The 22,508-nt window shown below is 68.4% G+C and carries 16 protein-coding genes; 6 read left to right on the top strand and 10 right to left on the bottom strand.

Features of this window, described 5'->3' with window-relative positions; genetic code table 11:
- The first annotated feature begins 71 nt into the window (after nt 1-71).
- A complete protein-coding gene (locus ABZY89_RS16045) occupies nt 72-1,004 on the top strand; it encodes a DUF559 domain-containing protein (protein ID WP_355228710.1) in 933 nt (310 codons plus the stop codon).
- Nucleotides 1,005-1,113: 109 nt separating this feature from the next.
- On the opposite strand, the gene ABZY89_RS16040 is transcribed toward ABZY89_RS16045, so the two are convergent.
- Nucleotides 1,114-2,328, bottom strand: coding sequence for a M15 family metallopeptidase (locus ABZY89_RS16040; RefSeq protein ID WP_355228708.1), 1,215 nt, complete (start codon nt 2,326-2,328; stop codon nt 1,114-1,116).
- A gap of 61 nt (nt 2,329-2,389) precedes the next feature.
- Entirely contained in the window at nt 2,390-2,983 is a 594-nt protein-coding gene (locus ABZY89_RS16035) for a TetR family transcriptional regulator (protein WP_355228707.1), read from the bottom strand.
- A gap of 101 nt (nt 2,984-3,084) precedes the next feature.
- Here ABZY89_RS16035 and ABZY89_RS16030 point away from each other — a divergent pair, with 101 nt between their 5' ends.
- Nucleotides 3,085-3,648, top strand: a complete 564-nt coding sequence (locus ABZY89_RS16030) for a TetR family transcriptional regulator (RefSeq protein ID WP_355228705.1) — start codon at nt 3,085-3,087, stop codon at nt 3,646-3,648.
- Nucleotides 3,649-3,673: 25 nt separating this feature from the next.
- Nucleotides 3,674-6,016, top strand: coding sequence for an MMPL family transporter (locus tag ABZY89_RS16025; RefSeq protein ID WP_355228703.1), 2,343 nt, complete (start codon nt 3,674-3,676; stop codon nt 6,014-6,016).
- 66 nt (nt 6,017-6,082) lie between these two features.
- Here ABZY89_RS16025 and ABZY89_RS16020 read toward each other — a convergent pair whose 3' ends face one another.
- A complete protein-coding gene (locus ABZY89_RS16020) occupies nt 6,083-7,501 on the bottom strand; it encodes a fatty acid desaturase (RefSeq protein ID WP_355228702.1) in 1,419 nt (472 codons plus the stop codon).
- Nucleotides 7,502-7,594: 93 nt separating this feature from the next.
- Here ABZY89_RS16020 and ppgK point away from each other — a divergent pair, with 93 nt between their 5' ends.
- Nucleotides 7,595-8,353, top strand: coding sequence for a polyphosphate--glucose phosphotransferase (gene ppgK, locus ABZY89_RS16015; protein ID WP_355228700.1), 759 nt, complete (start codon nt 7,595-7,597; stop codon nt 8,351-8,353).
- Nucleotides 8,354-10,522: 2,169 nt separating this feature from the next.
- Here ppgK and ABZY89_RS16010 read toward each other — a convergent pair.
- The 5 genes from ABZY89_RS16010 to ABZY89_RS15990 all read right to left on the bottom strand — a co-directional run bounded on the left by ABZY89_RS16010 (nt 10,523) and on the right by ABZY89_RS15990 (nt 16,066).
- A complete protein-coding gene (locus ABZY89_RS16010; protein WP_355228698.1) occupies nt 10,523-11,137 on the bottom strand; it encodes a nitroreductase family protein in 615 nt (204 codons plus the stop codon).
- Between the two features lie 53 nt (nt 11,138-11,190).
- Nucleotides 11,191-11,826 carry a YitT family protein gene (locus tag ABZY89_RS16005; RefSeq protein WP_355228696.1) on the bottom strand — a complete coding sequence of 212 codons (636 nt, stop codon included), beginning with the start codon at nt 11,824-11,826 and terminating at the stop codon, nt 11,191-11,193.
- Nucleotides 11,827-11,920: 94 nt separating this feature from the next.
- Nucleotides 11,921-13,321 (bottom strand): Re/Si-specific NAD(P)(+) transhydrogenase subunit beta, encoded by a 1,401-nt coding sequence (gene pntB / locus ABZY89_RS16000; RefSeq protein WP_355228695.1) that lies wholly within the window; start codon nt 13,319-13,321, stop codon nt 11,921-11,923.
- A 2-nt stretch (nt 13,322-13,323) separates the two neighbouring features.
- Complete coding sequence (locus tag ABZY89_RS15995) at nt 13,324-14,853, bottom strand: Re/Si-specific NAD(P)(+) transhydrogenase subunit alpha (protein WP_355228693.1); 1,530 nt, start codon at nt 14,851-14,853, stop codon at nt 13,324-13,326.
- A 211-nt stretch (nt 14,854-15,064) separates the two neighbouring features.
- Nucleotides 15,065-16,066, bottom strand: coding sequence for an aldo/keto reductase (locus ABZY89_RS15990; protein WP_355228691.1), 1,002 nt, complete (start codon nt 16,064-16,066; stop codon nt 15,065-15,067).
- 102 nt (nt 16,067-16,168) lie between these two features.
- Here ABZY89_RS15990 and ABZY89_RS15985 point away from each other — a divergent pair, with 102 nt between their 5' ends.
- A complete protein-coding gene (locus tag ABZY89_RS15985; protein WP_355228689.1) occupies nt 16,169-17,023 on the top strand; it encodes a helix-turn-helix transcriptional regulator in 855 nt (284 codons plus the stop codon).
- On the opposite strand, the gene ABZY89_RS15980 is transcribed toward ABZY89_RS15985, so the two are convergent.
- Nucleotides 16,995-18,194 carry a glycosyltransferase gene (locus tag ABZY89_RS15980; RefSeq protein WP_355228687.1) on the bottom strand — a complete coding sequence of 400 codons (1,200 nt, stop codon included), beginning with the start codon at nt 18,192-18,194 and terminating at the stop codon, nt 16,995-16,997. The two genes, ABZY89_RS15985 and ABZY89_RS15980, sit on opposite strands and share 29 nt — an antisense overlap.
- Nucleotides 18,191-20,191 carry a glycosyltransferase family 39 protein gene (locus ABZY89_RS15975; RefSeq protein WP_355228685.1) on the bottom strand — a complete coding sequence of 667 codons (2,001 nt, stop codon included), beginning with the start codon at nt 20,189-20,191 and terminating at the stop codon, nt 18,191-18,193. Before ABZY89_RS15975 ends, ABZY89_RS15980 begins: the two co-directional genes overlap by 4 nt.
- Before the next feature lie 437 nt (nt 20,192-20,628).
- On the opposite strand from ABZY89_RS15975, the gene ABZY89_RS15970 reads away from it, so the two are divergent.
- A complete protein-coding gene (locus ABZY89_RS15970) occupies nt 20,629-21,903 on the top strand; it encodes a DUF222 domain-containing protein (RefSeq protein WP_355228683.1) in 1,275 nt (424 codons plus the stop codon).
- Nucleotides 21,904-22,508 lie beyond the last annotated feature (605 nt).

The following is a 22,508-nucleotide window of genomic DNA, read 5'->3' as shown; positions in this document are numbered from 1 at the left end:
ATACGACGCGTTATCCACAGGCCTGTGGATAACGCGTCGCGGGTTCGGTTCAGGTGTCGCATCGTTGCGCCATGACTGTTGATCAGGACTCAGCGGTGGCGTTCGACCCCACCCGGCCCTTCCTCCGCGCGTTGGCGGTGGCGAAGGGGGTCGCGAAGGATCTACGTACGCCGGCCTACAGGCGACTCCTGCACGGCATCTACGTTTCCGCCTCGGTCGAGGTGACACCGACGCTCATCGCCGAGGCTGCCCTGCTGCCTTTCGGGGAGAAGGCGTGGGCCAGCCACGCCACGGCCGCGCGGGTACTCGGCCTGCCGATCCCGGCGCTCCCCGGCGAGCATGTGACCGTCGTCGAGCGCCAGCGCCGCCGCGGTCGCAAGGACGTCACCTGTCATCTGACGAAGAAGGGCTGGGTCAAACCGGTCCGCGGCGTACGAGTGTCTGCTCCGAAGCAGGTCTTCGTCGAGCTCGCCACCACCTTGACCCTGGTCGAGCTCGTTGTTGTCGGCGATCACATGGTCCGCAAGGGGTTGCTCGAACTGGATGACCTGAGGACCTTCTGCGCCGGCGCTTCCGGCCCTGGTGCTTCGCTCGCACGGATGGCCGCCGGCTACGTACGCAACGGGGTCGACTCCCCGATGGAGACTCGGTTGCGTCTGCTGATCGTCCTGGCCGGGCTTCCGGAGCCAGATGTCAACCTGCTCGTGGGAAACGAGCTCGAGCGCCGCAAGTACGACCTCTCCTATCCACGTTCGAAGACGATCATCGAGTATGACGGTCGTCAGCACGTGGAACGGATCGAACAGTGGGAAGCTGACCTTGAACGACGAGAGGCCATCGACGACGACCAATGGCGCATCCTGGTCTTCGTCGCGAAGGACATCTACAGGTCGCCGGGCCGGACTCTGGAGCGGATTCACCGCGCCCTGCTCCTCCGCGGCGAACCCGGTGTGCCGAAGTCGCTCTCCGACGCCTGGCAGGCCCATTTCCCCGGTTGGAAGTGACACCGCGAGAGCAAGATCCGCGCATGTGTGGGGTTCTTACCGACGACAGGCGGCAGGACGGCACAACAATCCCGCATGTGCGCGGAAGTTGCATTGGGCGCGAGACGGATCAGCCCGGTTTGACGATGCGGTTCATCTCGAAGTGCATGGGGTCGGTCCACTTCCAGTTGCCGCCCCAGGTGAAGCCCCAGCGCTCGAAGATGGAGACGACGGTGCGGTCCATCTCGCCGACGGTGCCGCGCTGGTTGCCGGCGGTGTTGAGGTCGACGGCGGTGCCGAAGGCGTGGTTGGAGAGCTGGGTGGTGTTGGCGATGAAGCGGGGGTAGTAGCAGCCGGCGTACTGCTTCGGGTCGATCGTCCTGGCCAGGCCGCGGTCGACGACCTCCTGGAGCGCGGCGCGCAGCTGCGGGATCATCACCTTGTTGCAGGTCACCGAGCCGAGGATCGGCACCTGGGCGGTCACGATGTGGGAGCTCACCCAGCTCGCGGCGGGGGTGATGGTGCCGTCGCCGTTGGCCCGGTAGGTGTAGTTGCCGACGGCCTCGGCGACGGTGCCGACGACGTACGCCTTCTGGGGAGCGTTGGGGTCGAGACCCGCGCGGGCGACGACGTCGAGGCGCTGGACGGAGGCGTCCGAGCCGACGACCTTCTGGATCGGCTTGACGACTCGGTTGGGGGCGATGGCGGCGGTGGAGACGATGAGCGCGTTGCCCTTCTCCATCCCCATCTCCTCGCCCCACTTGTGGTTGACGACGGCCGCGGCGAGACCCGGCGGCTGGGGAGCGTAGGCACCGACGTGGACGGAGGCCGCGTCCTTCTTGGAGCCGAGCCGCACGAACCCGTCCTTGTCGGCCGGGAGCTCGTCCTGGCGCTCGGGGTCGATCGCCACCTCGCCACCGGCGACCCGCTGCCAGACCTCGTCGGAGTCGGCGCTCTGGAAGGGGGCGAAGTTGCGGTAGGTCGCGGGGTCGACGGCGACCACCTTCACCAGCCGTCCCTCGACGCTGACCTGGGCCATCGAGATCTGCTCGACGCCGGAGACACCGTCGAGCCCTCGGATCTTCTTGACGTCGGCGGACGAGAGGGTGTCCTCGGAGAGGATCAGCAGGTCGGTGGAGTGCAGCGTGCCCTCGCGCTTGCCGGGAATGTCGACGGCGTGCGAGGGGTCGGCGATGGGGCTCTCGTCCTTCGCTGCCCCGCTGGCGCTCGGACTCGGGCTGCCGCTCGGTGAGGCCGGCTTCGACGGCTCACCCGCGCAGGCGGCCAGTGTCACCACGAGCACCGCGCCGATTGCCGCAGCCGCTCTCCACGAGACCTGTCGCATCCATCTACCTCCCCGCAGGAAGGTTAGGCGAGGCCTGGTAAGCACCCAACTTGCTGGTAACTCAGCCGTTCAGGACCCGCGAAATCAGCCACGCGATGTCGTCGGCGGTCTCGTCAGGTGACTTGGTGGGCTGCATGACGTGGCTGAGAACCACGCGGACGGTCATCTCGATGGCGGTGTCTGCCTGGTCGTCGGTCAGCCCGTGCTCGAACTTCTCGACGTGCTCGTGGATGAGCTCGGTCGCATAGCCCAGCAGTCCCTCGCTGTGGCTGGTGAGGTAGGGCAGCAGCTCGGTGTCGGCACCGTGCGTCGCCGAGACGACCGCATGCAGCAGCTTGTTGTCCTGGGCACGGTCGAGGACGCCGTACGTCGCCTGGCGGATCGCCCGGATGAAGTCGTCCTCCTGGTCGAAGGCCGTGCTCACGACCGCGAGGAACTGCTCCAGCTCACGCAGGATCAGCGACTTCGCCAGGGCCGGCTTGGCGCCGATGTCGTTGTAGACCGTCTGCCGACTCACCCCGCACCGTTGGGCGATGCGGGACATCGTCACACTCGCCCACCCGGTCTCGGTGGTCATCTCGACGGCGGCATCGAGGATCCGCTGTCGGGTGGTTACAGGTGCGCCGGCCGCCATGAAGGCAAAGTCTACGGCCATGCCTCCCTGCGGATGACGGGCCGGGTGAACTGTCCCACATCGTTTTGCACTCAATACCCCCAGGGTGCAACAATGCACTCTATGAGTGAAAGTGCAATCGCATGAGGCGAGGGGATCGCACCGCGGCCGCCATCCATCGCGCCGCACTCCAGATGACCGACGAGTTCGGCTTCGACGGCTGGACCATGGACCATCTCGCCGAGCGGGTCGGCGTCTCGCGACGTACGTTGTTCAACCACGTTCCGAGCAAGATGGATGCCGTCCTCGGCCCCGACCACGAGCCCGATCCGGAGCTGGGCGCGACCTTCGTCGGAGGCGGCCCCACCGGACACGTCGGCCGCGACCTCGGCGTCCTCGTGCGCACGGTGCTCGAGGCCGAGAAGATGGACCACGACGACCTCGTCCTCATCCGTCGCGTCCTGAAGACCGACAAGCAGGTGCTGGACGCCGCGCACGCGCGCTTCGAGAAGGCGACGGCTCACTTCGCCGAGGTGATCTCTCAACGCGAAGGCGACCAGATGACCCCGGAGCTCGCCGGCGTCGCCCTCCGTCTGGTGATCGTCGTCTTCGACGCCGCGCTCGACGCCTACCTCGCCAATCCTTCGGCCGGCACCGTCGCCGACCACTTCACCCGGATCTTCGACGACCTCGTCGATCTGTTCTGAACCACTGACCAGGGGGAACCCCGAAATGGCCAAGCTGCTCTATCGACTCGGAAAGACCGCCTACCGGCGGTGGCCGATCTTCGTCGCCGTCTGGATGATCGTGATCATCGGGATCGGCGCCGTGGCGACCACGATGTCCAAGCCGATGTCCACGACCTTCACCATGCCCGGCCTCGAGTCGGTCGAGGCCGCCGAGGAGCTGCCCGAGATCATGGGCAGCGAGGAGGGCTCGGTGCTCGACGCCGCCTCCATCGAGGTGGTCGTCGCCGCACCCGAGGGCGAGACCCTCACGAGCTCCGACAACCAGGCCGCCGTGGCCGAGCTCGTCACGAACCTCGCGGCGCTCGACGACGTACCCGACCAGATCTCCTACATCTGGACCCCGAAGATGGCCGAGGCAGCCGCTCCGGCGACGGCCCAGGCGATGTCCGCGCAGAGCGGTCAGCAGGTGAGCGAGAAGCAGGCGCTGCAGATGCTGCTCGGCCAGCTCGAGGCCCAGCCGACGCTGTCCGACGACGGCCGGATCGGCCTGATCTCGACCCAGTTCGAGGATGTCGACGTCTCCGAGGTGACCCCGGAGATGCAGCAGGAGGTCACCGACGTCGTCGACGAGGCTGACGCAGCATCCGACCTCCAGGTCGAAGTACGCGGCCAGGGCATGCAGGTCCAGGAGATCGGCGGCGCCAGCGCCGAGCTGGTCGGCATCGTGCTCGCCCTGCTCATCCTGCTGCTGACCTTCGGCTCGTTCGTGGCCGCCGGGCTCCCGATCCTCACCGCCGGCATCGGCGTCGGCATCGGCACCATGGGGATCACGGCTCTCACCGCCTTCACCGAGGTCTCCTCCACCACCCCGATGCTCGCCACGATGATCGGCCTCGCGGTCGGGATCGACTACGCGCTGTTCATCCTGGCGCGCTACCGCAGCGAGCTCGACCACACCGACGACCGTGAGGAGGCGATCGGCGTCGCGGTCGGCACGGCCGGCTCCGCGGTCGTCTTCGCCGGCCTCACCGTCGTGATCGCTCTCTCCGCGCTCAGCGTCGTCGGCATCCCGTTCCTGACCTACATGGGCCTGGGTGCCGCAGCCACCGTCGTGGTCGCCGTCCTGGTCGCGCTGACCCTGCTCCCGGCACTGCTGGGTGTGTTCAAGTCGAAGGCCTTCGGCCTGTCCGTACGCCACTACAACCCCAAGCGCGAGGCCAACGGCCGCGTACTCAACAACGGTGTCCGCTGGGCCCGGTTCATCGGCAAGGCGCCGATCGCCTGGGTGCTGATCGTGGTCATCGGCCTGGGCGCCCTGGCCATCCCGTTCAAGGACCTGCACCTCGGCATGCCGGGCGACAGCACGGCCCCCGCGGACAGCTCGCGCCGTCAGGCGGTCGAGCTGGTCGAGGAGGGCTTCGGGCCGGGCCGCCTCGACCCGATGATGCTGGTCGTCGATGCCCGCGAGACGCCGGGCGATGCGGCGGCCAAGCAGACCACGTACGCCCGGGTGGCGGAGTGGGCCGGCTCCCTGGACGGGGTCGCCAAGGTGGTGCCCCCGTCGGGCAACGAGAACGGCGCGGTGATCCTGATCGAGCCGGAGACCGCCCCCGAGGACGAGGCGACCGAGGACCTGCTGGCGGAGCTGCGCGAGGGCGAAGGCGCTCTCGAGGAGGAGACCGGCGCGGACCTCGCGGTCACCGGCACGTCCGCGATCATGTCCGACATCTCCGAGAAGCTGAACGACGCACTGTTGCCGTACCTCGCGATCGTGATCGGCTTGGCGTTCCTCCTGCTGATGCTCGTCTTCCGCTCGATCCTGGTGCCGCTGACCGCGACGCTCGGCTTCCTGCTGTCGGTCCTGGCCACCCTCGGCGTCACCGTCGCGGTCTTCCAGGAGGGTGCCTTCGGGATCTTCGATGGCCAGCCGATCGTCAGCTTCATGCCGATCTTCCTGATCGGGCTGGTCTTCGGCCTGGCGATGGACTACCAGGTCTTCCTGGTCACCCGGATCCGTGAGGCCCACGTCCACGGTGCCTCCTACAAGGAGGCCGTGGTCGACGGGTTCCGCAACTCGGCCCGGGTGGTCACCGCCGCCGCGCTGATCATGACCGCCGTCTTCTCGGGCTTCATCCTGATGGACGACCCGATCATCAAGTCCATGGGCTTCGCGCTCGCCGCGGCGGTCGTCTTCGACGCCTTCATCGTGCGGATGCTCCTCATCCCGACGCTGATGTACCTGATGAGGGAGAAGGCCTGGTGGCTGCCGAAGTGGCTCGACCGGATCCTCCCGAACGTCGACGTCGAGGGCGAGAGCCTGGAGCGTCACTACCTCGCCGACCACTACTCCGAGGAGCCGCGGGAACCCGAGCTCGCGAAGCGCTGACCGTCGCCGGCAGCAGACAGCCCCCGATCTCGTACGAGGTCGGGGGCTGTCGCCGTCCGAGGACGGCTACGAGACGGAGTCCGAGGCGAGAGGCACGAAGTCGACCTTCTCGCGCACGCCACAGTCCGGGCAGCACCAGTCGTCCGGCACGTCCCCCCACGATGTGCCGGCGGCGAACCCTTCTGCCTCGTTGCCCTCCTCCACTCGGTAGGTGTAGCCGCACCCGGGACAGCGGGCGGCCAGCACCTCCTGGCCGATGACCTGCGCGACGGTGTCGTCGCCGGTCTCGGCACGATCTGCGACCGGCGCCGGATACCTCGCCAGGATCCTGTCCCGTTTGCGCGGCAGGATGTTGGCCCGCGACATGTCGCCGTCGAAGTGCGCCAGCACCCTGGGGTCCATCACCCGGCGCCAGACCGGCGGCACCATCGCGAGCAGGATCATCCCGGCATAGCCGGTCGGCAGCGCCGGAGACTCCTTGTAGTCGCGCAGGGTCTGGTAGCGGCGTACGGGGTTGGCGTGGTGGTCGCTGTGGCGCTGCAGGTGGTAGAGCAGCACGTTGGTGGCGATGTTGTTGGAGTTCCAGGAGTGGCTGGGGTCGACGCGCTCGTAGCGCCGGCCGACGCGTTGGCGCAGCATGCCGTAGTGCTCCATGTAGTTGATCACCTCGAGCAGCGAGAACCCGACGACGGCCTGGATCAGCAGGAACGGGATCACCACGGGCCCGAGCCACACGATCAGCCCACCCCAGAGCACCGCTGACATCAGCCAGGCGTTGAGTACGTCGTTGCCGATCCGGAACGGGTGCTGGTCGCGGCGGGCGTACCTCTTCTTCTCCAGCCTCCAGGCGCTCTTCAGCGACCCCGAGACCGTGCGCGGCCAGAAGGTGTAGAAGGACTCGCCGACCTTGGCCGAGGCCGGGTCCTCGGGAGTCGCGACGCGGACGTGGTGGCCGCGGTTGTGCTCGATGTAGAAGTGGCCGTAGAAGCTCTGCGCGAGCGCGACCTTGGAGAGCCAGCGCTCGACGTCCTCGCGCTTGTGGCCGAGCTCGTGGGCGGTGTTGATGCCGATGCCGCCGATGCAGCCGACCGAGATCGCCAGCCCGACCCGGTCGATCACGCTCAGGGTGTGACCGTCCAGGGCGCCGTGCGCGGCGAGCGCCATGCCGCCGATGAAGACGGCGTACTGCAGCGGGAGGTAGGAGTAGACGATCCAGCGGTAGTACCTGTCGTTCTCTAGCGCCTCGATCATGTCGTCGGGCGGGTTGGACGGGTCGAGCCCCGCGAACAGGTCGATCGCCGGGACGACGATCAGGATGATGATCGGTCCGGTCCACAGGAACGCGCTGATGTCGGTGAGATGCCAGCCGCCGATCGCGATGAACCCGAGGAGCGGCACCACCAGGCCGAGCAACCACAGATGGCGCTTCTTGTCGCGCCACTGTTCGGTCGAGCCGTCGGGCACCGTGCTGTTGGCGATCTCCATCGTTGGCCCCTTTGACGCTGAGTTCGATTGACAAAAGAGGATGATCTGTCAAGTGTCGTACGTCACGTCGGTGCTTGTAAATAGGATGGGCGGATGACGACGACGAGCCTGCCCTTCGGCATCGACTTCGGCGGCACGGGCATCAAGGGTGCCCCGATCGATCTCGCGACCGGCGAGTTCGCCGAGGAACGCGTGCGCATCCCGACACCCGAACGCTCCACCCCCGACGCCATCGCCGAGATCTTCGTGGACCTGCTCTCCCAGTTCCCGGACTACGACGGGAAGGTCGGCGTGACCGTTCCCGGCGTCGTACGTCACGGGGTGGTCCACTCCGCTGCCAACATCGACAAGTCCTGGATCGGCGCCGATGCGGACGCGATCTTCACCGCAGCCACCGGGCGCGACGTCCACGTGGTCAACGACGCCGACGCCGCCGGCTTGGCCGAGGTCCGCTACGGCGCCGCGAAGGGTCGCCGCGGGCTGGTCATCATGACCACGCTCGGCACCGGCATCGGCTCGGCGCTCCTCTACGACGGCGTGCTCGTGCCCAACTCCGAGCTCGGTCACCTCGAGCTCGACGGCCACGACGCCGAGACCCGCGCCTCCAACATCGCCCGCAAGCGCGAGGATCTCTCCTGGAAGCACTGGGCCAAGCGGCTGCAGAGGTACTACCAGCACCTGGAGATGCTCTTCTCCCCCGACCTATTCCTTGTCGGCGGAGGGGTCTCGAAGGAGGCGGCGGAATTCCTGCCGCTGCTCGACCTGGACACCGAGATCATCCCGGCGAAGCTGCTCAACACCGCGGGGGCCGTCGGGGCCGCGCTGTACGCCGAAGAGCTCGCCACCGACTGACGGTGGTCCGTGCGGCCCTTGCGGTCCAGGAGGCCACGGGGGTCCCGGCGGCTGCGTCGGCGGCACGGGCGGCATCGGCGGCCAGGCAGGCCGAGAGTCCCACGGAGCTCCCGCCTTCCTCGTCTTCTTCGCCTGCACGAGGAAGGCCTTGCGCTCGGCCCGCCGGCGTCGCGCCGACGGGTTCCAGAACACCCGGTACGCCGCGTACGCCGCGCATGCGAGCACCAGCAGCGCGACCAGTCCGACGACCAGTGCCCAGTCGGCCCGGGCGCGCACCCCGGCCGCAGTGGCCGAGGCGTCCTCGAGATAGCCGTTGTTCAGGTCGGCTCGCGCACTGGCCGCGCCCACGTCGAGGAACAGCACGAGCTCACCGAGCTCGGTCAGCGGGTTCTGCATGCCCTCGACGTCGGCGGTCGCGTCACCGACCTCGGTGATCACCTCGGCGGTGCGGGGCAGCGTGGTGGCGAGCTCGCGATACCGGTCCTCCTCGTTGGCGCCCTCGTAGGCCTCCTTCGCCGCGGCCGGCACCGGCAGATCGGCCTTCTCGGCCGCCTCCTGGACCGCAGCGGCATCGGCGTTCGCCTCACCGATCAGGCCGACGACACCGTCCACGTCCTCGAAGGTCCACGCGGCCATGACGTCGCGGAGTCCCAGCGGCGGCAGCCACTCGCCGTTGACACGGTCGATCTCGGCGTACGTCTTGCGGGCCTCGGCCCTCGGCTCGAGCTGCTTGGCCTCGGCGCGGGTGAGCACCCAGTTCTTGAGCGGCTTCTCCGGGGAGGCATCGGTGTCGTACCTCTGCACGATGTCGAGGAAGAGGCGCCAGTCGACCGGGCCGCTGGTGATCTCGTCATCGGCGGCGTCATAACCGGTGCGGCCGTCGTAGACGTCGTCGACCACATGGGTCAGCTCCTCGTCGGAGAGGTCCGCGAGCATGGCCGAGACTGCTGTGTAGGCGGCCGGGTAGCCGTACGCGTCCTTCTCCTGGCTCCAGCCGGCGGCATCCCAGGTCAGGAGGGGGAACGCGGCCTTGCCGCGACGCTTCACCTTGCCGTACTTCTGCCCCTTGGCGCCGACCTTCTCCGTCGCGTGCTGGGCGACGAGCTCGGTAAGGCCCTCGCTCAGCCAGCGGCCCTCGACGATGTCGGGGTTGATCCAGGCGTGGGTCATCTCGTGGTAGAGGATCGCCGTGTCCAGGTCCTCGGAGACGACGATCTCGTCGGCGTCGGAGTCGAACCAGGCGTAGCCGACCGCCTCCGCCGAGCCGTCCTCACGAATCGTCTCCAGCCCACCGGGCCACTCGTTGCCGGTCAGCTCCTCCAGCACCGGCATGCCCTCGGTGACCCGCTTCTCGGCGAAGTCGATCCACTCCTTGTCCTTGGGAAAGCTCTGCAGCGACAGCTTCGTGTCGCCGACCTTGATCTTCTTCTCGTCGAAGGCCTTCGGGTCGCGGGCGGAGACGCCGGCGTCGACGAAGTCGCCCTCGGAGTGCCAGGTCGTCGTCTTGCCCTTGGTGCGTTTGCTGAAGTCGCCCGATGAGGCGGTGAACGTCATCGACTTCGGCAGCACGACGTCGACGGTCACCTGCCCGTCGTCACCGAGGCCGATGACGGGGAAGACGGCGTAGCCCTCGCCGATCCGGGTGTGGTTCTTCTTCGCCCGGATCGGGGCGCCCTTCAGCTCGTACGTCCAGGTGATCGTGCGCGACTTGCCGTAGTAGAGGTTCGGGAAGGACACCGTCACCACCGCGAGACCGGTGCCCTTGATCTTCTCGGTGCTCACCGGCAGCTTCGCGCCGTTGCTGGTCGCCCTGACCTTCGTCGCCCCAGCCGGGATCGGGATCGCGTGGCCGGTCAGGAAGTAGTAGGTCGTGGCCGTGCTCGGCTGCTGGTTGGTGACCGTGACCTCGGCCTTCACCTTGACGATCTTGGCCTTCTCATCGAGCACATAGCGGGTGCGCGAGGACTCGCCGACTCCGTCGTTGGGCGCCGCGACGGCTGCTGGCGCGGTCGTCACCAGCCCAGCACCCAGCACCCCCAGCACGAACACACCTGCCACGACGCGCCGGAGTCGACCTGCTCCCTGACCGTTCTCCACCCAGGAACCTTAGACCGATGCCCCGATGGGTACGTCCTTTTTAAAGCCTTCTGGGACGCCCGGCCCGGGGCATCAGGCCCAGGGCGTGCCCCATTTGTCGGCGAAGGCGATCTCCTCGAGCGGCCGCCGGACGCGCTCGCGCTCCTCGCGCTCCGCGTCGCGTGGGTCGACCTGCGCGGGGTCGCCGTGGAGGCCGACCGCGATCCCGGTCATCACCTTCCACCAGTCCGGTACGCCGAAGGCCGCTGCCACGGCATCGTGGTCGAACCCGGCGAACTGGTGGGAGGAGAGGCCGAGAGACGCGGCCTGCACGGTGAGATGCGCCGCCGCCTGACCGAGGTCGTAGTGGGAGTAGTCCGACCACTTCGGACCGTTGCCGTCCGGGCCCACCCCGACCTGGGACACAGCGACGAACACGGCCGATGCCCGCGGCACCCAGCCGGAGTTCCCGCGCGAGAGGTGGCTCACGAACGTCGCGTGCCCGGCCGATCCGCGGGGCAGCACCAGGAACGACCACGGCTGGCTGTTGCCCGCACTCGGCGCCCACCGGGCCGCCTCGAGGAGCAGCCTGATCTCGACGTCGGAGAGCTCGTGGGCCGGGTCGAAGACACTCACCGACCAGCGGTCACGCAGGTGCTCGGTCAGGTCCTCGGCGCCGGCCTGGGGCGCCCGCTTCGCGGCAGTCATGCCTCTATTCTGCAATGTCTACCGACTTGGAAGACAAACGTCTCAAGGTGACGTCAGGCGAGGTAGCGGCCGGGCCGGTGGTTGAAGGCCAGGATGATGTTGAGGACGACCGCGCCGAGAGCGGAGAGGAGGACGGTCGCGGGCGAGACGACGAAGAGCGCGAGCAGGATGACGCTGATGTCGAGGCCCATCTGGACGTACCCGGCCCGGAGGTTGAGCCGCTCCTGCAGGAGCAGGGCGAGTACGTTGAACCCGCCCAGCGAGGCACCGTGGCGGAAGATCACCAGGAGCCCGAGGCCGACGAGCAGGTTGCCGGCGACAACCCCGTAGACAGTGTCGAGGCCGTCGAGCGGAAGCAGGTCGGCGTGGACCCGGGTCATCGCCGAGACCGCGATGACGCAGCCCAGCGACCGGAGGGTGAACCCGATGCCCTTCTTGGAGAGCGCGAGCCCGAAGAAGGGCAGGTTGACCAGGACGAACAGCACCTCGAACGGCAGCCCGGTCCAGTAGCTCACCAGCAGGCTCAGGCCCGCGGTGCCGCCGGTGACCGCGCCGACCGACTGGATCAGGTAGAGCCCCAGCGAGGTCACCACGATGCTGGTCACGTAGCCGAGCGCGTCCTCCAGCAACGTATGAGGGACGCGGATCGACTCGAGGGAGTCTGTAAACAGCTCGGACACGACACTCATTCTGGGTGTCGTGCCCGAGCCGTGCAGAATTCACCAGGGCGAGACTTGCGTCACGTTTCCGCTGGTCAGGTGTTGTTTGTCGTGCTTATGCCGGTCAGGCAGGCACCCGGGCGAGGGCGTTGACGATCTCGTCGACCTTCGCCTTGGCGTCGCCGAAGAGCATCTGCGAGTTCTCCCGGAAGAAGAGCGGGTTCTGCACACCGGCATAGCCCGCAGCCATCGACCGCTTGAAGACGACCACGTTCTTGGCCTCCCAGACCCGCAGGACGGGCATGCCCGCGATCGGGCTGGTGGGGTCCTCGGCGGCGGCCGGGTTCACGGTGTCGTTGGCACCGATGACCAGGACGACGTCGGTCTCGGCCAGGTCGTCGTTGACCTCGTCCATCTCCAGGACGATGTCGTAGGGCACCTTGGCCTCGGCCAGCAGCACGTTCATGTGGCCGGGGAGACGGCCGGCGACCGGGTGGATGCCGAAACGTACGTCCACGCCCTTGTCCCGCAGGATGCGGGTGAGCTCGGCGACCGGGTACTGCGCCTGGGCGACAGCCATGCCGTAGCCGGGGGTGATCACGACGGAGGAGGCGCCGGCGAGGAGCTCGGCGGTGTCCTCGGCGTTGATCTCGCGGTGCTCGCCGTAGTCGACGTCACCGGCAGGCCCGGCCTCGATGCCGAAGCCACCGGCGATGACCGAGATGAACGAGCGGTTCATCGCCTTGCACATGATGTAGGAGAGGTACGCACCGGAGGAGCCGACCAGGGCACCGGTGACGATCAGCAGGTCGTTGCCGAGGAGGAAGCCGGAGGCGGCCGCGGCCCAGCCGGAGTAGCTGTTGAGCATCGAGACCACGACCGGCATGTCACCGCCGCCGATGGAGGCGACCAGGTGCCAGCCGAGCGCCAGCGCCACGACGGTGACCGCGATCAGCAGCGGGAGCGTCGGGTTGATGACGTAGACGACCGTCAGGATCACGAAGACGACCAGGGCGCCGATGTTGATGACGTTCTTGCCGGGCAGCATCAGCGGCGCCGACTTCATCCGCGCGGAGAGTTTGAGGAAGGCCACGATCGAGCCGGTGAAGGTGACCGCACCGATGAAGACGCCGATGAAGACCTCTGCCGAGTGGATGGCACCACCGTGGACGTGGCCGGCAGCGGCCTCGAGGTGGCCGTTCCAGCCGATCAGGACGGCCGCCAGACCCACGAAGGAGTGCAGCAGCGCGATCAGCTCGGGCATTCCGGTCATCTCGACGACCTTGGCACGCCACAGGCCGATGACCGCGCCGATGGCGACCGCGACGACCAGGACGATCACCGCGGTGGTGGTGCCGCCGTCGACGACCTGGATGATGGTCGCGACCAGCGCCAGCGTCATGCCGGCGACGCCGTAGAGCCAGCCCTGCGAGGCGGTCTCGTGCTTGGACAGCCCTGCCAGCGACAGGATGAAGAGGAGGGCGGCGACGAGGTAGGCCGCACCAGCGATCGAGAAGATATCCATGATCAGGCCTTCCGGAACATCGAGAGCATGCGGCGGGTCACGGCGAAGCCACCGAAGATGTTGATGCTCGCCAGCAGCGTGGCGATGCCCGCGAGCACGAGCACCACGTTGTCAGCGACGGTGAGCTGCAGCAGGGCGCCCACGACGACGATGCCGGAGATCGCGTTGGTCACCGACATCAGCGGAGTGTGCAGCGCATGGTGCACATGACCGATCACGTAGAACCCGATCACCACCGACAGCGTCAGCACCGTGAAGTGCCGGGTGATCTCGGCCGGAGCGACCGCGTTGAGCAGGAAGAGAGCGAGCGCACCGGTGCCGACCAGGGCGAGCTTGGCGGAGGCGGAGAGCGGCTTCTGAGTCTCCTTCACCGCCACCTCGGCCGGAGCGGCCACGGCCGGAGCCGCAGAGACCTGGACTGGCGGGGGCGGCCAGAGCACGCCGCCGTCGTGCACGACGGTCAGGCCGCGCTGGACCTGGTCCTCGAGATCGAGGGCGAGTACGCCGTCCTTCTCCGGTGTCACCAGCTTCATCAGGTTCACGAGGTTGGTGCCGTAGAGCTGGCTGGACTGCGCGGGAAGACGCGCGGGCAGGTCGGTGTAGCCGATGATCGTGACGCCGTTGGGCGTGGTGACGACCTCGTCCTTCACCGTGCCCTCGACGTTGCCGCCCATCGCGGCCGCCATGTCGACGATGACCGAGCCGGACTTCATGCTCGCCACGTCGGCCGCCGTGATCAGCTTCGGCGCCGGACGCCCCGGGATCAGCGCGGTCGTCACGATGATGTCGACGTCCTCGGCCTGCTCGGAGTAGATCTCCGCGGCACGCTGGTCGTACGCCTCCGAGGTCGCCTTCGCGTAGCCGTCGGTCGACTTCTCGACCTCGACCTCCACCTTCAGGTATTCACCGCCGAGCGACTTGACCTGGTCGGCGACCTCCGGACGAGGGTCGGTCGCGCGCACGATCGCGCCCAGCGAGCTCGCCGCACCGATCGCGGCCAGACCGGCCACACCGGCTCCGGCCACGAGCACCTTCGCCGGCGGCACCTTGCCCGCCGCGGTCACCTGGCCGGTGAAGAACCGGCCGAAGTGGTGGGCCGCCTCGACCACGGCGCGGTAGCCCGCGATGTTGGCCTGGCTGGAGAGGATGTCCATCGACTGCGCACGCGAGATACGCGGCACCGCGTCCATCGCGAAGGCGTCGACCTTGCGGGCGGCCAGGGCGTCGAGCAGCTCGGCGCTCTGCGCCGGCGCCAGCGGGGCGACCAGGGTGGCGCCGCTCTTCAGCAGCTCGACCTCGCCGACGGAAGGCGCGTTGACCCGGAAGACCAGGTCGGCACCCCACGCGTCGGCGGCCGTGCCGATGCGGGCGCCGGCCTCGGCGTACGCCTCGTCCTTGAAGCTGGACGCCTCTCCGGCTCCACCCTCGATGACGACGTCATAGCCCAGACCGGTCAGTTGTTTGACGGTCGCGGGGGTGGCCGCTACCCGGGTCTCCCCGGGCTTCGTCTCTCGGGTCACTCCGATGAGCATCCTCGACTCCTTGGGTCTAGCTGCGCAGTGTCTTCAGTCTCCAGCATGGTGGGATCCCGGTCAGCCGATCAGCGCGTGACCGATGAATGACCGGCGGGGTCCGGAACCCCACCGTGCTGGTTACTGGCCGGTAACGGTAGGGCAGATCAGCAGGTGGACACCAGGTTTGTCCGGTTGTATCGGTCCAATACCTGTGGTCTTCCTCACGTCCTCACAGCTCGCTGTCGAGCTGCGCCATGAACTGGGTCGGGTAGCGGTCGCCGCGGGCGGCGCCGACGGGCACGGCGGCGGCGATGCGAGCGAGATCCCCGTCGTCGAGGGTGACCTCGTTCGCACCTGCCATCGACTCGACCTGGCTGACCCGGCGGGAGCCGATGACGGGGACGATGTGCTCGCCGCGCGCGGCGACCCAGGCGATCGCGAGCTGGGCCAGGGTGACGCCCTTGGCCGAGGCGATCTCCTCCAGGGTGGTGAGCAGCGCGCGGTTGTGGTCGAGGTTGTCGCCCTGGAAGCGCGGCATGTGGGCGAGCGAGCCGCCGAGGGCGCCGCTGCCGCCGATCAGGCCGCGGCCGAGGACGCTGTACGCGGTGATCCCGATGCCCAGCTCGCGACAGGTGTCGAGGATGCCGTTGGTCTCGATCCCCCTGCTGAGCAGGGAGTACTCGATCTGCAGGTCGCTGATCGGGGCCACCGCGGCGGCCCGCCGGATCGTATCGGCGCTGACCTCGCTCAGCCCGATGTGGCGTACGTATCCGGCCTCCACCAGCTCCTGGACCGCGCCCACGGTCTCCTCGATCGGCACCTGCGGGTCGAGCCGGGCGGGGCGGTAGATGTCGATGTGGTCGGTGCCGAGTCGCTGGAGGGAGTAGGTCAGGGAGGACCTGACCGCCTCGGGGCGGGCGTCGAAGCCGGCCGGCATCCCGACCGGGGTGAGCAGTGCGCCGAACTTCACCGAGAGCACCACGTCGTCGCGGTCGCGCTCGCGCAGCGCCCGGGCGATCAGCATCTCGTTGTGGCCGGCGCCGTAGAAGTCGCCGGTGTCGATCAGGGTGCCGCCGGCGTCGAGGTAGGCGTGGATGACGCGTACGCCTTCCTCGTCGTCGACCGCGCCGTAGACGCCGGAGAGGCTCATCCCGCCCAGCGCAGGGGAGGTGACCGTGGGGCCGTTCTTGCCGAGCTGTCGGCTGCTGAACTTGATGTTGTGGGTCGTCATGACGTCCAGCGTGCGGCGCTCGACGGACCCTCGGGAGGCACGGCACATCCAGGGACGAGCCGTCCCTGGATAACCGGACGCCACCGACGGAGGATGGGGAGCGTGACCGACCGCCGCGAGCTCGCCGACTTCCTTCGCCGTCGCCGGGAGCTGCTCCGGCCCTCCGATGTGGGTCTCCCGGACGGGTTGCGGCGGCGTACGCCTGGACTTCGGCGGGAGGAGGTCGCCTCGCTGGCCGGGGTCTCGACCGACCACTACACGCGGCTGGAGCAGGCGCGTGGGTCGGCGCCGTCGGAGTCGGTGCTCTCCGCGATCGCGCGGGCGCTGCAGTGCGATCTCGATGAGCGCGACCACCTCTTCTACCTCGCCGGGATGACGCCGCCTCCGCGGCGGGCGGGCAATTACGTACGTCCCGGTCTGATCGCCCTCGCCCGGCGGCTGACCGACGTCCCCGTCGTGATCTGCACCGACACCGGCGAGATCGCCTGGCTCAACCCGCTCGCCACCACGCTGCTGCCGCCGCTGCCCGAGGGGCCCGGCCGGGGCCGCAACATGATGTGGCGCTGGTTCATCGAGCCCGACCGCCGGCCGGCGCCGCGGGAGGACTGGGACCGGATGTCGGCGAGCCACGTGATGGACCTGCGGGCGACGTACGCCCGGCGGGCCGGTGACTCCGACATCACCTCGCTGGTGCACGACCTCCTCGCCGCGAGCGAGGAGTTCCGCGAGCTGTGGGAGCGCCACCAGGTCGGCGTGCGGCGTGCCGATCTGAAGACGTTCATCCATCCGGAGGTCGGCCCGGTCGCCGTACGCTGCGAGGTCCTGCTCACCGAGGAGGCCGACGTGAAGCTGCTCGCCTACTTCCCGGCCGAGGGCACCGATGCCGCGGAGAAGCTGGAGCTGCTCCGCGTCATCGGCACCCAGCGGCTCACGAGCGCGGACTCATCACCCACCTGAGGGCGATGAAGCGGATCAGCGTGGCCGCAGCGTTGGCGGCCACGAGCACGACGATCTCGATGGCTCGCGCGGGTGTCGGCGCGGCCAGGTGGAGGAGTGCGAGCGATCCCGAGGTCAGGGTCAGCCCGACACCGAAGGCGGCCAGCCCGGCGACGTGATGCTTCACCGCCCCCTGCCGCGCGGTGATCCCGAAGGTCAGCCGGCGGTTGGCCGCGGTGTTGGCGACCGCGGTCACCAGGAGCGCGATGAGGTTCGCCGCCTGCGCTCCGACGGCTGTGCGGAGGAGGACGTAGAGGAGCAGGTACGCCAGTGTGCTCATCACCCCGATGGCGCCGAACCGGATCACTTGAGCCGCCAGGCTCGGGCTCCGCACGGGCCCGGGAGGACGTACGCCACTCAGGTCGATCCGACCGCTGACCAGCCCGAACAGCAGCCGGCGGATGCCAACGAGGTCCTCCTTGATCGTCGTGACGATGTCGACGCGCGAGTCGGGGTCGTCGACCCAGTCGACCGGCACCTCGTGCACGCGCAGCCCCGCCTCGGAGGCGAGGACGAGCAGCTCGGTGTCGAAGAACCAGCTGTCGTCCTCGATCAGCGGGAGCAGTTTCTCGGCGACGTCGCGGCGGAGCGCCTTGAAGCCGCACTGGGCGTCGGTGAACTCCGCGGACAGGACCCCGCGCAGCAGCAGGTTGTAGCCCTTGGACAGGAAGTCCCGCTTCGGGCCACGCTCGATCCGGCTGCCGCGGGCCAGCCTCGACCCGATCGCGACGTCGGAGTGGCCCGAGAGGAGCGGTGCGAGCAGGGGCGGCAGGGCCCGCAGATCGGTGGAGAGGTCGACGTCCATGTAGCCGACCACCTCCGCGCGTGACGTGGACCAGGCCGCCTTGAGCGCTCTGCCCCGGCCCTTCTCGTCGAGGTGGATCGCGCGGACCCGGGTGATCTCGGTCGCGAGCCGCTCCGCGATCTTCCAGGTGCCGTCGGTGCTGGCGTTGTCGGCGATCGTGATCGTCGTAGAGTAGGGCAGGGTGCGCAGGTAGCCGTCGAGGTGGCGTACGGACTCCTCCAGTCCCTTCTCCTCGTTGTGGACCGGGATCACCAGGTCGATCGTCGTCAGCACTCGCTTCTCGTCGACGACCCGCGGGCCGCGCGAGAGTGCCGTGTCCGCGGTCATGCGGCCCCCTCGGTCAGGTCGTAGACCGTGGAGCTGCCGATCGTGGTCTGGGTGAAGTTCTCCTCCACCCAGGCGCTGATCTCGGAGGCGCTGGAGGTCTCGTCGCTGCTGCCTCCTCTGGCGCCCATCCCGCCCATGCCGCCCATACCGCCGCCGGCGATGAAGTAGTGGATCTCGCCGTTGGCGACGTACTCCTGGAACTGTTCGAGCGTGATGCTGTTCGAGGTGCCGTTGAAGCCACCGATCGCCATCACGGCCTCGCCGGTCTCGAGCTGGAGCCCGGCCGCGGTCTGGGAGCCGATCGTCGCGGCCGCCCAGGTGTAGTTACCGGCGTTGGTGCTCACCGCCTCGGCGAGCTCCTCATCGACCGCACCGCCGCCCATCATTCCGCCTCCGCGCATCCCGCCGGGCATACCGTCGGGCATTCCGCCGCCGGGCATCTGCGGCATCTGGCCGGTCGGCGGGGTGCCGTTCTGGGTCTGAGGACTGGGGCCGCCGCCGGCACCACCGGGGCGACCACCACCCATCCCGCCCATGCCGCCGCCCTCGTACGGCCCAGCGGTCACGATCGAGCCGGTGTGTGCGGTGCCGATCGTCTGGATCGCGTACGCCGCGGGCCCGAGGCCCACGGTCACGGCCGCCGTCGCGAGGACCGCCGCGGCTGCCCGGCGGGTGAGCCTGTCCGCGAAGACGAACGCGGCAGCGGCCCCGAGGCCGATGATCAGTACGGTCCAGCGCAGTGCGTCGTACGGCTGCTCGTTCGGCTGCCCGAGGAGCACCCAGCCCCACACGGCGCTGCCGGCCATCGCGACCGCGAGGGTGATCCGGGCGACGAGGTTGTCGCGGTCACGCCACACGATCACGGCTCCGACGACAGCGGTGATCGCGATCCACGGGGCCAGCGCGACCACGTAGTAGTCGTGGTAGATGCCCTCCATGAAAGAGAAGACCAGGCCGGTGACGAGCATCGTGGCACCACTGAGCATCAGCGCGGCACGAGTCAGGTCGGTACGCGGCGACCTGCGCAGCGCGACGAGCCCGGTGACGAGGAGGAGCAGAGCCGCCGGGAGCAGCCACGAGACCATCCCGCCCGAGACGCCCTGAAAGAGGCGCAGGATCCCGGCCGAGCTGGAGAAGCCCGCATTGCCGAGGCCGCCGTAGTCGCCGCCGTTGAGCCGCCCGACGCCGTTGTAGCCGAGCGTCAGCTCGAGGAGCGAGTTGCTGGTCGAGCCGTCGATGTAGGGGCGCCAGGACTCGGGGATGAGCTCGACGATCGCGATGTACCACCCGGCGCTGACGACCATGGCGACGAAGCAGGCGATGCCGTGAGCCATCCTCCTGCCGAACGATCCCTTGCCCGCGATCAGGTAGACCACCGCGATCGCCGGGATGATCAGGAACGCCTGCAGCATCTTGGTCAGGAAGCCGAAGCCGAGCAGCGCCCCGGCCAACACCATCCACCTGCCCTTGCCGGTCTCGATCGCCTTGAGCGTCGAGAACCCGGCACCGACCAGCAGCAGGAGCAGCAGCGCGTCCGGGTTGTTGAACCGGAACATCAGCGCCGCCGCCGGGGTCAGCGCGGTCAACGCCCCCGCCGCGATCCCCGCCTGCCACGGCGCGACCTTCTTCACCATGGCGAAGACGAGCCCGACCGTCCCGACACCCATCAGTGCCTGCGGCACCAGGATGCTCCACGACGACAGCCCGAAGAGGCGTACGGACAGGCCCATCACCCACAGCGACGCCGGCGGCTTGTCGACCGTGATCGAACTGCTCGCGTCGAGCGCCCCGAAGAACCACGCCTTCCAGCTCTCGCCGCCGGCTTGTGCGGCGGCGGAGTAGTACTGATTGGCGTATCCGGACTCCGAGAGCGTCCAGAGGTACGCGGCTGCTGTCAGGGTCAGCAGAATGATGAGCGCCGTGCGGTCGGGGGTTGGGCGCCAGCTTCTTGTCTTCGTCGGCGATGTTGCCGTTGGTGGGTCGAGGAGTTGGGTCATGGCGACCACGCTTGGGGGTGGGGCTGTGATCGTGGTTTTGGGCGGCTGTGAGAGGGCTATGGGCTGCTGTTACTTCTGGTTGGGGTGGGCCGCCGACCCGTTCTTGGAGGGTCTTCTCGACGAACCCCGGAGTCAAGGACGGCCTGCGGCCGCCGGCTTCGCCGGCCGCTTCGCGGTCCTGGACACCGGGCCCCGTCGAGAAAAGATTTGGCTGGCTATCGGGGCGGCGGCCCGGGTGTGGCGCAGCGGATCGTTGCTCGAGAGGTCGGGGTCGAGGGGCGTGAGGGTGGCCCTTCGGGCCACTTACCATCCACAGACGCTAGGCCGTTCGCTCACCGCGAAAACTGTCTTTGACCTGGGAAAATAGATGGGCAGAGCAGGGCGGACGGCGTAGAATCAGACCCATCACAGCACACCTCTGAAAGGGGAGGATGGCGATGAGTCTCGGCCGCTCGATCGACCACTGGGGCACCAACCCCGGTGATGCGATCGACGCTGCTTTGAAGGCCATCGAGACCGCCCTCCAAGACCTGCTGGCCACCGACCCCGCCTATTGGCGGACCGGGCAGAAGAAGGACCTGCTGGAGCGGTTGGAGAAACTCCAGGCCCAGCAAGCCGCGCTGAAACTCCGAGTGCTCGCGTCCGCGGGCGACATCGCCGAAGAGACCGGTGCCAAGGACGCATCCGGATGGATGCGCGCCGAGCTCTTGGTCGACAAGGCCGCCGCCCGCTCCCAGATCAAACTCGCCGCCAGCGTCGCGAAGTACGACCTCGTCGCCGCCGGCCTCGCAGAAGGTGTCGTGTCCCACGACAAGGCCAGGGTGATCACCAAGGCGCTCGACAAGATCGAGACCAACCCGATCGCGAGTGCTGAAGACCTGGCCCTGGCGGAGAAGCTGCTGGTCGACTACGCCACCGGGTTGACCGCGAACGAGCTCCGCATCGTCGGCAAACGGATCTTGGCCGAGGTCGACCCGGCCCGGTTCGAGGACGCCGAAGCCAAGGCCCTCCTTGCTGAGGAAGAACGCGCCCACCAGAAGACCGCGTTGCGGGTGTGGGACAACCACGACGGCACCGTCGGGTTCGAGGGTGTGCTGCCGACCTCGATCGGGATGCGGTTCAAGCGGCTGGTCGAGGCCTACGCCCAACCCCGCAAGCAACAGCTCGTTGGCAAGGGCGCGCCGCTGCCTCCGTGGGAGCGGCTGATGGGCCAGGGCTTCGCCCGGTTGTTGGAGACCGTAGACCCGGCGGCGCTGCCCCGGCACGGTGGCGATGCGACCACCATCAACGTGGTCATCTCCCTCGACGAGCTCCGCAAAGACCTCGGCATCGCCACCCTGGGCTACGACGAGACCAACGGCACCACGATCACCGCGGCCGAGGCCCGGCGGATGGCGTGCAACGCGACCATCATCCCCTGGGTGTTGGGCGGCGACAGCGAGGTCCTCGATGCAGGTCGGGGCAGCCGGTTCTTCCAGCCCATCCAACGCAAAGCACTCCGGCTGCAGCAGAAATGCTGCCAAGCCGAAGGCTGCGACATGCCACCCGAATGGTGCGACGCCCACCACCTCGACCCCTGGGCCGCCGGCGGAAAGACGGACCTGAAAGACGGGGCGCTGTTGTGCCCGCATCATCACCGCCTCGCGCACAACCCGGCGTACGTTCATGAGCGGTTGCCGGATGGCACGATCCGGTTCACCCGCCGCCCCTAACCGGCCGGGTGAGGAATCCACGCCACCAGGACCCGCCAGACCTGACGATTCCAATCGTCGATCGTTCTCAGCTCTCGCTGAAGCCGTCCGTCCCGGTGCCCCACGAGCGTTCCGGCCGATCCCTCGACTCCACACTGGCCGTTTTCCCCTTGGCGGGGACATTCCCCCACGGCAGTGAATGTTCCCCACGCTCCGGAGGATGGGGAACCTCCGCGCCCGTGGGGAACTCTCCGGGTCAGTGGGGAACTGATGACCCTGCCGGCACCGAACCCGCCCCGGCCAAAGCGACGGCCCACTTGTGAACGATTCACAAGGTCACGCCCACTGCCATAGGCACCCACGAGGCACCAAGCCACCCGCGCACGACCAACCCACAGCCCCAAGCCCGCACCCAGACTGAATCCGCTGCGCCACACCCTCGCCGCCGACCCGATACAGGCCAAATCTTTCTCGATCGCGCGCCGGGTCAAGGATCGCCGCAGGCGACCGGCGAAGCCGGCGGGCGAAGCCCGTCCTTGACGCGGCGCGCGATCGAGAAACAATCAAACCAAGGGTCGGCGGCGAAACACTGCGACGAAGCCACGACCCCTCCAGCGCGGCGAACA

Source organism: Nocardioides sp. NPDC006303 (genome assembly GCF_040613175.1).
In the GTDB taxonomy this organism is placed as follows: domain Bacteria; phylum Actinomycetota; class Actinomycetes; order Propionibacteriales; family Nocardioidaceae; genus Nocardioides.
The sequence above is the reverse complement of the archived record's forward strand: the minus strand, read 5'-3'. Positions and strand labels throughout refer to the sequence as shown.